6 protein-coding genes, 1 tRNA gene and 1 pseudogene are annotated in these 15106 nt (G+C 69.5%); 6 read left to right on the top strand and 2 right to left on the bottom strand.

Annotated elements, in window-relative coordinates:
* Positions 1 to 8: 8 nt before the first annotated feature.
* On the bottom strand, positions 9 to 9326 hold the full coding sequence (locus ACGF7Y_RS24030) for a fatty acid synthase subunit beta domain-containing protein (RefSeq protein ID WP_393236805.1): 9318 nt from the start codon (positions 9324 to 9326) through the stop codon (positions 9 to 11).
* A 386-nt stretch (positions 9327 to 9712) separates the two neighbouring features.
* Between ACGF7Y_RS24030 and ACGF7Y_RS24025 the strand changes: the two genes are divergently transcribed.
* The 6 genes and pseudogenes from ACGF7Y_RS24025 to ACGF7Y_RS24000 form a co-directional block, all read left to right on the top strand.
* Positions 9713 to 9794, top strand: a tRNA-Leu gene (locus tag ACGF7Y_RS24025).
* Between the two features lie 579 nt (positions 9795 to 10373).
* Positions 10374 to 10937 carry a hypothetical protein gene (locus ACGF7Y_RS24020; protein WP_393236804.1) on the top strand — a complete coding sequence of 188 codons (564 nt, stop codon included), beginning with the start codon at positions 10374 to 10376 and terminating at the stop codon, positions 10935 to 10937.
* A 482-nt stretch (positions 10938 to 11419) separates the two neighbouring features.
* Positions 11420 to 11740, top strand: coding sequence for a hypothetical protein (locus ACGF7Y_RS24015; protein WP_393236803.1), 321 nt, complete (start codon positions 11420 to 11422; stop codon positions 11738 to 11740).
* Between the two features lie 30 nt (positions 11741 to 11770).
* Positions 11771 to 13060, top strand: a complete 1290-nt coding sequence (locus ACGF7Y_RS24010) for an FAD-dependent monooxygenase (protein WP_393236802.1) — start codon at positions 11771 to 11773, stop codon at positions 13058 to 13060.
* Between the two features lie 108 nt (positions 13061 to 13168).
* Positions 13169 to 13567 carry a heme-binding protein gene (locus ACGF7Y_RS24005; protein WP_393236801.1) on the top strand — a complete coding sequence of 133 codons (399 nt, stop codon included), beginning with the start codon at positions 13169 to 13171 and terminating at the stop codon, positions 13565 to 13567.
* A gap of 119 nt (positions 13568 to 13686) precedes the next feature.
* Positions 13687 to 14175 (top strand): annotated as a pseudogene (locus ACGF7Y_RS24000) (putative immunity protein); the annotation flags it as partial.
* 5 nt (positions 14176 to 14180) lie between these two features.
* Here ACGF7Y_RS24000 and ACGF7Y_RS23995 read toward each other — a convergent pair.
* A complete protein-coding gene (locus ACGF7Y_RS23995) occupies positions 14181 to 15035 on the bottom strand; it encodes a helix-turn-helix transcriptional regulator (RefSeq protein ID WP_393236800.1) in 855 nt (284 codons plus the stop codon).
* Between the last annotated feature and the right edge of the window lie 71 nt (positions 15036 to 15106).

Below are 15106 nucleotides of genomic sequence, written 5' to 3'. Positions count from 1 at the left end.
GCTTCCGGTTACGCGCATCCGATGCCCTTCGCGCGGTAGGAGCCGTCCTGCGCCAGACGTGCCTCCGGCGAGAGCAGCACGTCGGCCTCCAGCTGACGAGCCCGCTTGGCGGGGGTGCCGTCGCCGCCGAGCCTGCGATCCGCGGGACGCTCGTACAGCGGCGCGCCGCCACACATCGCCTCCACGAACCGCTGCCTGCCCGCCAGCTGACGCTCCTGCGCCCTGCGCTGGTACTCCTCGCGCCGTGCCGGCTCGATGGCCTGGATGAACGCCTCCGGGTGCACGACCGCCAGCAGGCCGTTCACGTGGCCGAAGCCGAGGGAGGTGACCAGACCGGCCTTGAGCGGAAGGCGATCGCCGAGCCGCAGCGGCTCGCGCAGCCACACCAGGTGCGGGTAGGCCAGCATCTTCTCGTCGACGCAGTCCAGGCTGCGGTTCGGCGGGATGACGCCCTGCTCCAGCACCTGGCACAGGCCGATGAGCTGGAAGGCGGCCGCGCCGCCCTTCGCGTGCCCGGTGAGGGTCTTCTGCGACACGACGAACAGCGGAGCGCCGTCCGAGCGCCCGATGGCCGTCGCGAGGCGCTCGTGCAGCTCCGACTCGTTCGGGTCGTTGGCAGCCGTCGAGGTGTCGTGCTTGGAAACCACCGCGATCTCGTCCGGCGTCACGCCGAGCTTGCGGAGCTCGGTCGCCAGCCTGGACTCCGCCCCACCACGACCGGCGCCCAGCGCGCCCAGACCAGGGGCCGGGATCGAGGTGTGCACACCGTCCGCGAAGGACTGCGCGTAAGCCACCACGCCGAGCACCGGCAGACCCATCTCCAGCGCGACGCTGCCGCGCGCCAGCAGGACCGTTCCGCCGCCCTGCGATTCGACGAACCCGCCGCGGCGGCGGTCGTTGGCGCGGGAGAAGTACCGGTCGCTGATGCCCTTGGCGCTCATGGCCGCCGAATCCGCGGTGGCCGACATGTCACCGAAGCCGACGATGCCCTCGATGCCGAGGTCGTCGTAACCGCCCGCCACGACCAGATCGGCCTTGCCGAGCCGGATCTTGTCGACGCCCTCCTCGACCGACACCGCCGCGGTGGCGCAGGCCGCCACCGGGTGCACCATCGCGCCGTAGCTGCCGACGTAGGACTGCACGACGTGCGCCAGCGCCACGTTCGGCAGCGCCTCCTGCAGGATGTCGTTCGGGCGCGACTCACCGAGCAGGTTGTCGATGTACAGCGAGCGCATCGAGGACATGCCGCCCATGCCGGTGCCCTGCGTGTTGGCGACCAGCGAGGGATGCACCCAGCTCATCAGCTCCGCGGGACTGAACCCGGAACCGATGAACGCGTCCACCGTGCAGACGATGTTCCACAGCGCCACCCGGTCCACCGACGCGGCCATATCGGGCGAGATACCCCAGATGGTGGGGTCCCAGCCGGTCGGGATCTGGCCGCCGACGGTGCGCGAGAGCTTGGCCCGGCGCGGCACCCGGATCTCGGTGCCCGCCTTGCGCGTCACGGTCCAGTCGCCGGAGCCGTCGACCGGCGTGATCACCGTGTGCTCCGGATCGGCGGCGTAGAAGGCGCGGGCCTCGGCCTCGCCGCCCACCGTGAACGACAGGTCCTGGTCGAGGAAGACCGAGGTCATCAGCGGCGCCGAGTTGTCGGTCATGGCGCCGTCGTCCTCGTAGCGGCGTACACCGCAGCGGGCGACGACGGCGTCGTGGTAGCGCTCGGCCAGTTCGTGCTCGGGCACGTAGTCGCCGGACTCGGCGTCGTACCAGCCCGGCTTCGGGTCGTTCTCCCAGATGACCATGCCGGTGGTCCAGGCCAGCTCCAGCACGCCCGCCGCCGACAGCTCGTCGGAGACCTCCATCTCGAAGCGAGTGCGCGCCGAACCGTACGGGCCGAGTTCACCCGCGCCGACGATGACCACCATGTCGGCCAGGTCCGTGGCCACCCCGCTCCACTCCGGCACCGGCAGCGCGGAGGTCACGGTCGGCGGCGCGGGCAGCGCGGCGATGGTGCGGCCTGCGTCGGCGTCGGTCTCCGCTTCCGCCTGCTCCGCGGCCTGCTTGGCCAGCGCGGGCAGGTCCAGCTTGGCCCGGGCGAGTCCGCCGGTCAGGTCGATCTGCTGCGGGCCGGTCGCGGTCACCTGACGGGCCCGGGAGGTGCACCACTTGAGCAGCTCGTCGGCCATCTCGGTGGTGGACCAGGTCTGCACGCCTGCCTTCTCGACCGCCTCGACCATCGGGTCGTTGTGGCCCATCAGGCCGGTGCCGCGCACCCAGCCGATCAACGCGTGCACCAGGGTGACCCGGGCCGACCACGACTTCTCGGCCCGCCACTTGGCGACCACCGCGTCCAGCGCCGCCTTCGACTCGCCGTAGGCGCCGTCGCCGCCGAACATGCCGCGGTTGGGCGAACCCGGCAGCACCACATGCAGTTTCGCGTCCACGTCGTAATCGGCGCCCAGCTTGGACAGCCCGCCGATCAGTCGCTCGACCGACCAGAGCAGCACGCGCATTTCCATTTCGGCGCGAGCGCCCGCGTCGGCGAGATCACCGGCCACCCGCGGCGCCGCGAACGGCAGCAGCAGGGTGGGCGTCATCGCGTCCTTGATCTTGATCTTCGCGCCGCCGGCGCTGTCGACCTGCTCGGTGCCGATCCAGTCGATCAACGCGTCGACGTCCTGGTAGGACGCCATGTTCGCGGGCACCACCCACAGGGCCGCGCCGTGGCGGGCGTTGTCGCGGTACAGCTTCCGGTAGAAGCCGAGCCGTTCGTCGTTCAGCGCCGAGGTGGTCACCACCACCGTGGCGCCACCGCTGAGCAGCCTGCCGGTCACCGCCGCGGCGATGGATCCCTTGCTGGCGCCGGTGATCACCGCGATGTCCGAGGACCACAGTCCGGGCTCTTCGGTGCTCAGCGCCGCCTCGGCGATGCGCTCGTACACACCCGCGAGCACCGAACGCGCCTCGTGCATCGCCCGCTGCCGCCACCAGTTCGCCTGCGCCGCGACGGCTTCGCCCGCGCCGATGAACCCGGTGACCGGTCCGTTCGCGCTGCCCGAGTCGTCGGCCAGCCACAACCGGGCCAGATCCTCGCGCGCCGTGGCCCACCGGTCGTCCAGCAGCACCGCCTTGCGGGCGTCGAACGCGGGCGCGACCAGACGCGGCCAGTCCGCACCGAGTTCGGCCGACACCAGGTCGACCAGGGAGTCATCGGACGCTTCCGGAGCGGAGACCCGCTCGGACAGTCCGAGCTGTTCGAGCACCACGCGCGCGGCCGTGGCCAGCACGCCGTCGCGCCCGGTGATCTGCTCGGTGAACTCGCCCAGCGCCGCGGCGTCGACGGTCGCGCCGCCACCGCCGCCCGCCGAGGGCAGCGACACCGCGACACCCCGGCGGGCCGCGACAGCCTGCACGGCGGCGTCGATGGCCGCGTCGACCGAGGCGGCGTCGCCCAGCGCGCCGGAGACCAGCCCGCCCAGATCACCGCCGCGCACGCTGGTGCCTTCCCTGGTGCCCAGCGACACCTCGGCGGTCACGTGGCTGGTCCACCCGTCACCGAGTTCCCACACCTTCGTGACCCGATCCGCGATGGCGGCCGGACGCTTGCCGGACGGGCCGAACACCTTGCGCAGATGATCGCCGATGGCGTCGGTGAGCACCGTGCCGAAGGGACGGTAGGTACGGGCGAGCCGCTCCACCGTCGCCGACAGCGCGCCCATGTCTGCGTCGGCCGCGCCGTCGATCGCGCCGAGCGAGAGCTCGGAGCCGAGGTCGACCAGCAGCTGGTTACGGCGGGAGGAGACACCGTCGCACAGGCCCTCGATGGTGTCCACGGGGCCGATCTGGTCCAGCCGCAGCTTGGTCCACAGCGCGATCAGCACGCGGGTGGCGTCGGCGGCGGTGAACGCGATGTCGTCCGGACGCGGACCGCCCGAGCTCGGGGCGGGCGCTGCCACGGGAGCGGCGGCGACGGCCGCGGCCGGAGCCGCGGTGGCCGCGGGCTCCTCGACGGGCTCGTCGACCGGCGCGGGGTCGGTGTCGGTCGCATAGACGATCGCGGCCTCGCGCTCGATGTTGAGCACCTCGACCGTGGCGTCGCCGAACGCGGGCAGCTTCAGTGTCTGGCTGGCCAGGTTCGCCACCGTCGGCGTTGCGCCGAGACCGATCTCGACGAACCGCTCGACGCCGAGGCCACCCTGCGCGGGATCGGTGAACAGCAGGTCCTGCGTCTCGATCCAGCGCACCGGGCTGGCGAACTGCCAGGCCAGCAACTCGACAAGCACCACGCGGCACAGCTCGGTCGGCCGGGCCGCCCAGCTGTCGAAGTCGGCCAGCACGGCGGTGAGCGGCTCGGACGGCACCAGGTCGGCGATCTCCTGGACGAACGCCCGCTCCAGCGAGAACAGCCGGGGCACCAGGTTCGGGATGTAGCGGCCGACGAGGACCTCCGGGCGCAGATCCACCGGAAGCAACTGCTCGAGCTTCTGCCGGAACTCCGGAACGCCCTTGCGCAGCACCGTCGAGTGGAACGGCACGTCGATGCCGGGAACCAGGATGAACGCCCGCTTGCCGCCGAATTCGGCACGGCGGCGGTCGATCTCCTCCTCCAGCGCGTCCAGCCCGGCCACCGTGCCCGCGATCGCGTACTGCGACCCGCGCAGGTTCAGGTTGACCACCTCGAGGAACTCCCCGACCCGCTCGCCGACTTCCTGGACGAAGCCGACGACCTCCGCGTCGGGCAGCCCGATCTGCGAGGGCCGGATCGCGGCCATCCGGTAATCGCTGCGGCCCTGCGCGTCGCGCGGCACCAGCTCGTGCATCGCGGAACCGCGCTGGAACACCACCTCGAGCACCGCCTCCAAGGGAAGCACCCCGGCGACGGCGGCGAGCGCGTTGTACTCGCCCACGGAGTGACCCGCGAGCAGCGCGTCCTCGACGAATGCGCCGGCCTCACGCAGTTCCGCCACCTGGGCGACACCGAGAACCGCCATGGCGACCTGGGTGAACTGCGTCAGGTGCAGCACGCCGTCCGGGTGCCGGTGTTCGACGCCCCGCGCCTTGAGATAGGTCGGGTTGTCGCGCACCACGGCGAGAATCGAGAAGCCGAGCGCTGCGCGGGTGTGCTTGTCCGCACGGTCCCAGATCTCCTTGGCCGCCTTCGACCGGGAGCGAGCGTCCAGCCCCATCCCCTTGCGCTGAATGCCCTGACCGGGGAAGGCGTATACGGTCTTCGGCGCCGCGGTGCGACCGGTCGCGGTCATCACCAGTTCGCCTTCGGTCCGGCAGGAGACCTCGACGATCTCGCTGCCCGCGTCGACCGCGACGCGCTCGACGCGCACATCGATCTGTGCGCCGGGGCGGACCATGCCCAGGAATCGGGTTGTCCACGCGGTCAGCGTCCGCGCCGGAGTCGAAGCGGCCGGATCGACCGCCGACACGACGTGCTGCGCGGCGGCCGACAACCACATGCCGTGCACGATCGGGCTGCCGAGCCCGGCGAGCTTCGCGGCGGAATCGCTGGTGTGGATCGGGTTGTGGTCACCGGAGACGGCGGCGAAGGCGTGCATGGTGCGCGGCGCCACGATCGTGACGTCGCGACGACGCCTGCGCGGGGTGTCGGTGGCCGCGTCGGACACCGTGCCCGCCGCGCGCGGCGGATCGGTCAGTTCGCCCGCGCCGTTGCGCCCGCGGATCGCGAAACGCTCGGTGAGGGTGGCCAGCACCGGCATCGACATCCCGGTCTCGGGCTTGTCCAGCATGGCGGTGATCCGCACATGCACTTCGACGACGCGGCCGAGGTCGGTGTCCAGGGTCTCCCCGGCCTCCGCGCGCACCGCCAGCACACTGGTCTCGGCGGGCAGCTCACCGGCGAGGTGCACCTGGTGGTCCAAGTGGACCAGGTCCAGCATGCCCTCGATGACGCTCTCGCCCTTCGCGGTGCGGGTCGCGCCCAGCACCGCGAACACGGCGGGCCAGCAGGCGCCGACCAGCACGTCGGGCACGGTACGGCCGAGCGTGCTCAGCGTGGCGGGCAGACCGGAACCGGTGACGCCGGCGTGGTCGGCGATCAGATCCGGTATCCAGGCCAGGTTCACGTGCGCGACCTTGCCCTTGACCTCCGGAAGATCCTGGCCCGCGGCGACCGCGAGCAGCGCGGCCATGGCCTCGTGGGCGTCGGCCTCGGTGACCACCGGGGCGCCGCCGTTGTAGACCGAGGTCGGCACCGTGATCCGGATGCGCACCGCGTTGCCCGCCAGCAGCGGGACGGTCAGTTCCAGATAGCTGTTCTCCGGCTCGGGGCCGGTGGTCTCGGCGAGTGTCGCGCCGCTGGGCGGATGCACCGCGCCCTTCCCGTCGACGACCCATTCGGACAGGTCGCCGAGCCGGTGTACCGGGCTGATCGTGGTGCGCCCGGCCCACTGGACGTCCGGGGCGGCCAGAACGGCGTCGATCGGGCCGCTGGTGACGCCCGCCGTGCGGCGCGCGTCCACCGCGGCGGGCGTCACGCCCGCACGCACCAGCGAGTACGCGGTGTCCTGTTCGAAGCGGTCGAGCAGCTCGCCGACCGGCTCGTCGACCCGGGTGATGCCCGCGACCGCGACGGTGCCGGGAATGACGCACACCTGATCGGCCGAGTAGCGCGGATCGTGCGCCTGCCACAGCGAATCCGAGCGCCACCAGCGGCGCACGTCGGCGTCGACGACCGGCACGAAGTTCACCGGCTTGCCCGGCGTCTTGCACAACGCGATGAAGAACGGGATGTCGGCCGGGTGCAGCAGGGTCTGCGCCGTCGCGGGGTAGGCGTCCTTCAGGGTGCACAGCGCCGCGACCGGGTCTTCGAAATCCTCGTCGGCGGCGAACAGCGTCGCGATCTCGCCGCGGTCGGCCGGATGCAGCCGGGCCTCGGTGCGGCGCATCATCTCCGCGAACCGTTCGCGCCAGGTGATGTCCAGCCACACCGAGCTGGTGGCCTCCGCGATCGCGTCGCCCAGGTCGCTGCCGCAGTCGAAGTCCTTGCGGCGGTCCAGCCCGACCGCGAGCTCGACGTAGCGCTCCAGCCAGTCCTGGTAGGTCATGGTGGTCAGATCGCCGAAGTACGGCTTGGCGGTGGCGTTCAGCGCCGCGATGATCTCCGCGCGGCGCGCGGCGACCGCGTCGGCGTCGCCCGCGACCTCGTCCAGCAGGCGGCCGGTGCGTGAGGCGGCGTTGTCGATCTCGTGGATGTCGGCGCCCAATTGGCTACGGCCAGAGGCCATTCCGCCGGACGCGGTGCCCGCGCCGACCCAGTCGGGGGTGCCGGGGGTGTCCACCAGCAGTTGCTTGACCTCCGGCGCGGTGGTGGCCTCCAGCGTGGCCATCGCCGCCGTGCCGACCAGCACGCCGTCCAGCGGCATCACGGGATAGCCGTGCCGGGCAGCCCACTGACCGGTGAGGTACTCCGTCGCGCGCTCGGGGGTTCCGATGCCACCGCCGACGCACACCACCACGTTCGCGCGGTTGCGCAGCTCGGCGTAGGTGTCCAGCAGCAGGTCGTCCAGGTCTTCCCAGGAGTGGTGGCCACCGGCCTTACCACCCTCGATGTGCATGATCACCGGGTAGTCCGGCACCTCGTCGGCGATCCGCAGCACGGCCCGGATCTGGGCGACGGTGCCCGGCTTGAACGCGACGTGGGAAATTCCGACCTCGGTGAGCTCCTGGATCAGCGCGACGGCTTCCTCCAGCTCGGGGATGCCCGCGGTCACGATGACGCCGTCGAACGGGGCGCCTGCCGAGCGGGCCCGCTGCACCAGCCGCTTGCCGCCCAGCTGCAGCTTCCACAGGTAGGGATCGAGGAACAAGGAATTGAACTGCACCGAGCGACCCGGGTGCAAAAGCTTCTTCAACTCGGTCACCCGGTCGGCGAAGATCTGCTCGGTCACCTGTCCACCGCCGGCCAGCTCCGCCCAGTGGCCCGCGTTCGCCGCGGCCGCGACGATCTTCGCGTCGACCGTGGTCGGGGTCATGCCCGCGAGCAGGATCGGCGAGCGCCCGGTGAGCTTGGTGAAGGCGGTCTCGACCACGATGCGCCCGTTGGGCAGCCGCACCGGGCGCGGCGCGAACGCCGACCACGGGGTGGCGGGCTCCGGCGCTGCCCCCGGGGTGAGCAGGCTGCGCTGTCCGGCGCGGGTGGCGGCCGCGACCATGCCGAGGCCGGTTCCCTTCAACGTGCCCGATGTGACGCGCGACAGCAGATCACCCGGGCCCAGGTCCAGAATCCATTGCGCGCCCGCGGAGATCACGCCCTCGACGACCTCCACCCAGTCGATCGGATCGACCAGGATCTGCCGCGCCAACCGGCCCGCCAGTTCGGCGTCCAAGCCGCACTGGGTGGCCCAGCTGCTCACCAGTTCGACGGTGTCGGACAGCGCCGGGTGGTGGAACGCCACGTCGACGGCCACGTCCTCGAAGACCGGAGCGAACACCGAGCCGCCGCGCACCTTGGCGTCGCGCTCGCGTGCCTGCTCGTCGTGCATCTGCGCGCACCGCTGACGCACCCGCTCCAGCTGCGCGGGGGGACCGGAGAGCACCGCGCGCCGACGTCCGTTGCGGATCGAGACCACCACGGTCGCGGCGGGATCGGCTCCCTCGCACACCTCGGCCACCACGGCGCGCAACTGCTCGGGATCGACATTCGACACCGCGACCATCGGCGAGCGCTCGCCCACCGGCATCAACCCGCGCCGCCGCGCCACCAGACCCGCCGCGGCGCCGATCATCTGGGCCACCGCGAGCAGCTCCGCGTCACGGGCGCCACCTGCTTCGACCGCCGCGGCGGCGAGCAGGCCCTGCGAGTGCCCGACGATCGCGACCGGCGCGTGCTCCGCCGGATCGAGACCTTGCAATCGCAGCGCGCGCACGGCCGCCACCTGCGTCAGCATCACGCCGGGCATCGACACGGCGGCCGAACGCAGCACATGTTCGGACGGAGCCGCGGAGGTCTCCCCCTCGTCGGTGTCCGCCAGCTCGTTCTCGAGCATCCAGCCGATCGGGTCGAAGCCGACCGGACGCACCACCAGCAACTGCGCGGCCACCGGCTCGAGCAGCGTGGCCGCCTCGTTGACCAGCGCGGTCAGCTCCGGCTCCAGCGCGCTGTCGCGCCCGATCTCCTCCAGCTCGCTCAACCACTGCGCACCCTGCCCACCGAAGGCGAGCGCGTACGGCACGCCGTCGAGCAGACGATCCAACAGCGGCGACCGCGCCCCGCCCGACGCGGCCTTCCCGGCGGCGGCTACCGCCTTCGTGCTCTGTCCGGACTCGGTCTTGGTGCTCTCGTTGATCGTCAAGACGCTTCGACTTCCTTCTCCATGCGACATGCCTCGGCGACACGCCGGTCCCTACCGGTTCACGAGTGATCGCGGGTGATCGGCCTGATAGGGGCGAGAATGGCACAAAATCATGAGGAAATCCTCACGTTTGCCCTCGCGAGTGGCCGCTACTTAGGAGTATTCGTGCACTTACGTACCAGAATAGTGGTGAACATGACTCCGCCTCATGTTTGAACCCGCTGGTCCATCGGGTTACCAACGCGTAGGAAACATGAGCGCCCCTCATGTTGGCCTTGTCCAAATCGTTATAATCCCAGGTAAGGTTACTGACGAGTACGCCACGCCCTCCCAATGCTTCGTAATGGGCGAAACGCCCGGTAGAGTTTGGACGGTCGTACCATCAAGCGCGAGTGGCGAAATTGGCAGACGCGCCAGATTTAGGTTCTGGTGTCCACGGACGTAGGGGTTCAAGTCCCCTCTCGCGCACAGATTCCCGTCAGTCGTGACACTTTCCCGAGCCGCGTGTCGAAGTGCCCTCGCACACAGGGTGGGCGACCACCGAAACACACTTTGACCTGCATCAATCTTCGACAAGGCTGCCACTTTGCGGCAGTTGTGACCCCTCAGAAAGTTTGCTGGCACTGCCGCTGGGAGGGGCGGGCAGCGGTGATCGCGCCGGTCATCCCGCCGCAGCCGCCGTTGCAGGAACTTGTTCACGTACCGGCGGTCACGAACCGCGTGGTCCGTCCTGCCGATGACGATCTCGTCTATGGACTCTGCTCCGTCGGAACGGAGGCCGGATCGTCGATGGGATCACCTTCACCGCGCTGGATTGGTGTCCGGGCATTCTCCTGGAGCTGACGCGGCGGCTGCGTTATCCGGACTTACCTGGCCAAGGGGCAGGGCGGTGCTGTGACGAAGCGTCGCATCTATCGACCGAGCATCCGAGCTGAACGTTCGGCGAGCGCGCGGGTATGCGGCAGATCAGTGTGTTGGCCCGTCGAGCACCGAACGGGGTGGGAACTAGCCGGCGGGTGCCCGGATCTGTCCAGTAGGGTCGCGCCGGTGGGTAGCGATAGCCGTTACGCGGCATACGAAACCGACCTGTGGGAACGACTGGCTGCGTTGCTGCGCTCGACCGAGGACGCCGAAAACTTCCGCGCCTGCCGCGCGTCCGGCCATCAGGAAGCAGGGCTGTGGATGCTGACGCAACGGCTGCTCGAGCAGCAGGTGCCCATCAGCGACCGAACACGCGCCGAGATCGAAGTACTTGCCGAGCAATGGGGTGAAAGGCTGGCCCGCCACGACGAAATCATCTCGTGCGTCCGGGATTCCGATGGTGGAGTTTCCATCCGGCTGCTCCCGGATAATCGGTCGGCGCCGGTCCATCCAGACCGGATCGGCCTTACGGACCCTGCCCTGACGGGCCTGCTCGTCGTCCCGTGGCTCGAATGCCTGCGCTGCGGACGAGCGCTGGCGCGAGTCCACGCGCAGGAGCCGTGGGGAGATCTTCGATATCTGGCTGCGCATTACGTCGTTTGGCGTCCCACCGCATCGGACGATGTACTCCAGACCTTCGACGGGTCCGACCTGCACAGCGCCTTCGAATCGCTGCTTTCCTGTAGCTGATCACCTGAACCCGGCATCGCCGGAAATACAAGTATGGGGCGGCCACTGGACGCCGAGCGCTCCCGGCGGCAACCATCATCATGGCCGGCGATTGGTGAAACTCTGCGGTCAGGCGGTCCGGGGACGGTGCACGGTGGTGCCGAGTGCGCGCAGTGTGGCGGTGGTGGATGCGGCTTGGGGCAGCCACGCGCGGGCGGCGAAGGGTGGCGGCGGCGAAGTCTGGCCCGGATCGCCTACGTCCGCGACACGTCCGGACAGCGGACAGCGGCACAGGCCTGGGCGACAGGTGAGGCGTCGCGCTGCTCAGCTGAGCCGGCCATTGGTGTCTACTTCAACTCCGCAATCGCACCGCAAATTGCTCCAGAAAGGACCCCGGGCGACGACCTCCCCGTTTCTGCGCGAATTTATCAACACGCAACATCTGGAGCGCGGCAAAACAGCGTAGGATTCAACTAGGTCGGGACTGTATCTGGAGCCCTATCATGTTCAAGAGAAAGAATTCACACACGAAGTTCGCCCGGTTGGCGGCCGCCACCGGTATAGCCGCAGTTGCCGCGATTCCGGTCGTCGCATCCGCGGCGCAAGCGCCCAGCGCGCGCGCAACGACGCCTACCTCCGCAACCCAACTCGTCGACAGCCCCGGTTGGGGTAACGGCGGCGGTTGGGGTAATGGCTGGGGTAGGGGCGGCGGCTGGGGTAACGGCGGCTGGGGTAACGGCGGCTGGGGTAACGGCGGCTGGGGTAACGGCGGCTGGTGGAATTGGTTCAACCCACCCGGATGGGGTGGCTGGGGCAGCTTCTAGCGCCGGTGACCGAGCCCGGACACGCACAGCGTGCCGGGCTCGGTCGCGTCGAATGCCGATCATGTGCAGCCAGTTTCGACCAATCGGGCTGGAGCCGGTGACGATATGAGGATTGTGTGTGTCGGTGGCGGGCCGGCCGGGTTGTACTTCGCCATTTCGATGAAGCGGCGCGACCCGGCGCATGACATCACGGTGATCGACCGCGATCCCCTCGGGTCCACCTATGGCTGGGGCGTCGTGTACTGGGACGACCTGCTCGACATTCTGTATCGGAACGACCCCGACAGCGCCCAGGCGGTGCGTGCCGGCTCGGTTGTATGGCGTGAACAGGCAATCCATGTGCGCGCCGACCAGACCGCGCATTTCGGGGGCTACGGGTTCAGCATGGGGCGCGCGGCATTGCTGGACGTACTCTCCCGACGGGCGAGCGACTTGGGCGTCGATGTCCAGCACGGGCAAGAGGTCCACGATCTGTCCGGCTTCGCCGACACTGATCTCATCGTCGCCGCCGACGGCGCGAACAGCCGGGTACGCCAGCTGGGCGATCCTCGTTTCGGCACGTCCGTCACACTCGGCGCGAATCGATATATCTGGCTCGGCACGGACAAGGTCTTCACCCGCTTCACCTTCGCCTTCGAGCACACCTCGGCCGGTTGGATCTGGTTCCATGCCTACCCGTCGGTTGCCGGAAAAATCAGCACCTGCATCATCGAGTGTCAACCACAGACCTGGCATGGACTGGGATTCGATTCCCTGGACAACTCGGCGAACTTGCGTGTTCTGGAGAACATATTCACGCGCCTTCTCGACGGTCACTCGTTGATCAGCAAGACGCGAGGCGAGTTCGCCAGATGGAGCCGCTTTCCCGAGATAACCAACACGACCTGGTATCACGACAACGTGGTGCTACTCGGCGATGCAGCGCACACAACGCATTTCACCATCGGCTCGGGCACCCGGTTGGCAATCATCGACGCCGTCGTGCTCGCACAGAGCCTGTACGAACATGCCGAGGTCGCCGACGCGCTGGAGAACTACGACGCGCAGCGGCGCGCTGCGCTGCGCCCGATCCAGGCCGCCGCCCGTACCAGCATGATCTGGTTCGAACACGCCGACCGGTATCTCGACCGCAGCGCCGTGCAGTTCGCCTATGCGATGGCGGCTCGGCACGGGCCACAAATGCCGTGGCGATACCAGCGACACCTGCTCACCCAGGTACCCACTGTGCGCAAGATCCGGCGTGGTCTCGACTCCGGCCAGCGGTGGTGGCGGGCTGCCAGACGGGGGGAACTCGCGATGTACCAGGCGCGTCGGTCGTGACGGGACTCCGGCAGGTTTCGGCTCACTCTGTCCGACCGGACTCCTGAACTGGCGACCTTTCGCTTGCGAGGCCGATCTCCTACCGGGTCGTACGGCATTCTGGACACCATGACGATCTCGCTCGAGCGGGCCGATTCCGTGGTTGCCGCCGCCCGCCGCGCTGCGGCCGAGCACCGGGAAACCGTCACGATCGCAGTGGTCGATGCCGCCGGCAAGCTGATCGCATTCGCACGGATGCCCGGCGCCTCGGTGCCTACCATCGACTCCGCCCAACACAAAGCTGCCGCCGCGATCGCGCTCGGCTTCGACACTATCCAGCTGGCCCCGCTCAACGACCCGGGTCATCTGTTGCCCGGGGCCGTGTCTTCTGGCGATCCGTTCGTGCCACACGGTGGTGGGGTGCTCATACGCGCGGGCGGAGTCGCTATCGGCGCCCTCGGGGTATCCGGCGCGACAACCCCGATCATCGATCACAAGATCGCGTCGGCGGCCGCCCTTTCGGGCTGATGAACGCGGAACGTCGACGGGAACACGGTCAGCGCGAAGCCATGCTGCGGGGAAGGTTCCACTCGAGTCCGAAGGCCGGGTGCTGATCGCTGTCCAGCACTGTGGTCGAAGATGGAGCCATGGCGGAGGAAGCGAGCGAGATTGCTCTGAGCGTGCAGGATCTTCGTGCGGTCACCGCGTTCGCCGCCAACTGTGCGCAGGTGGCAGTCGAGGTATTCGAGGCGGATCAGCCGGGCGACTCGCGGCCTCGTGACGCGATCGACGCTGCGTGGGAGTTCGCTCGGGGCGGTACGCGAGGAAAACTGCTGCGCGACACGGCTTGGGCGGCGCTGAAGGCATCCAAGGACGCGGATACCGCGGCTGCGCGGGAGGCGGCCCAGGCGGCGATGTCCGCGGCTGGTGCGGCGTACTTGCATCCGTTGGCCAAGGCCACCCAGGTCAAGCACATTCTCGGGGCAGGCGCTTACGCGGCGAGAGCGGCCGAGCTTGTCGCCGGTGACGATCGGAGCGTCGGCGCCCGACACGTCGAGCAAGCAGCACATCGTGCGACGCCAGCCGTGGTCGACGTGCTCAAACGCTTTCCGGCGGCCCCGGGTGGCGGTGGACGGGGTTCTCAGGTCACCGGCCGCGTTTCCTCGGCCCAGCTCGCGAGTAGCCGCAAGGCGGTTTGCGAGGGTGAGCCCTCTTCGACCGTGTGGGCGATCAGCGCTTGGTCCGGATCGTCCGGGAGGCGCAGGGTTTCGAAGCCGAGGTCCAGTTCGCCGACCACCGGATGCCGGTAGACGTACCGGCCGTGGGTCTTGTCCTTGAGATGGTGCTCGGCCCACGCTTGCCGGAACTCGGGGCTGGCCGCCGAGAGTTCGTCGAGCAGCGCCGCCGTTTCCGGGTCGTCCGGATGACGCCCGGCGTCGAGCCGGAGGTAGGCGGCCACGTCGCGGGTCTTTTCCGGCCAGTCGGCGTAGAGGCTGCGCATGCCCTCGTCCAGAAAGACCAGGCGGGCCAGGTTCCGCTGGGCGGGTGGTAGCGCGCCGAAGTCCGTGATCAGCGCGGCGGCGAGGCGGTTCCAGGCCAGGACGTCGGTGTTGCGGCCGACGATGTAGGCGGGCACGTCGGCGGCGGAGTCCAGCAGCCGCCGCAACCCCGGCCGGACCTGCTGCGGCGCATCCGCGCGGTCTCCTTCCGACCAAGGTCGCGCGAGCCGGTAGAGGTGTTGCCGCTCGACATCGTTCAACCGCAGCGCCCGGGCGACCGCGTCCAGCACCGCTTCGGAGAAGTGCAGGGTGCGCCCCTGTTCCAGCCGCACGTAGTGGTCGACGCTAACTCCGGCGAGCTGCGCGAGCTCCTCCCTGCGCAGCCCGGGAACGCGGCGCCGACCGCCGTAGTCCGGCAAGCCGAGTTCCTCGGGCCGCAAGCGGGCCCGCCGGGATCGCAGGAATTCGCCGAGTTCTGCCCGTCTGTCCAGTGGCATGTGGCCAGTATCCCCGCACCCGCTGGACGCGAACCTGGTCACGCGGTGCCCAGGCTCCGGCTGGCACTGGG

Source organism: Nocardia sp. NPDC047654, assembly GCF_043205035.1.
In the GTDB taxonomy this organism is placed as follows: Bacteria; Actinomycetota; Actinomycetes; order Mycobacteriales; family Mycobacteriaceae; genus Nocardia.
This window is presented reverse-complemented; position numbering and strand designations above follow the sequence as displayed.

What these genes read in the sequence shown, in the direction of transcription:
- ACGF7Y_RS24015 (WP_393236803.1), top strand. Translation starts at nt 11,420, where the DNA reads ATGTTCAAGAGAAAGAATTCACACACGAAGTTCGCCCGGTTGGCGGCC.
- ACGF7Y_RS24005 (WP_393236801.1), top strand. Translation starts at nt 13,169, where the DNA reads ATGACGATCTCGCTCGAGCGGGCCGATTCCGTGGTTGCCGCCGCCCGC.
- ACGF7Y_RS23995 (WP_393236800.1), bottom strand. Translation starts at nt 15,035, where the DNA reads ATGCCACTGGACAGACGGGCAGAACTCGGCGAATTCCTGCGATCCCGG.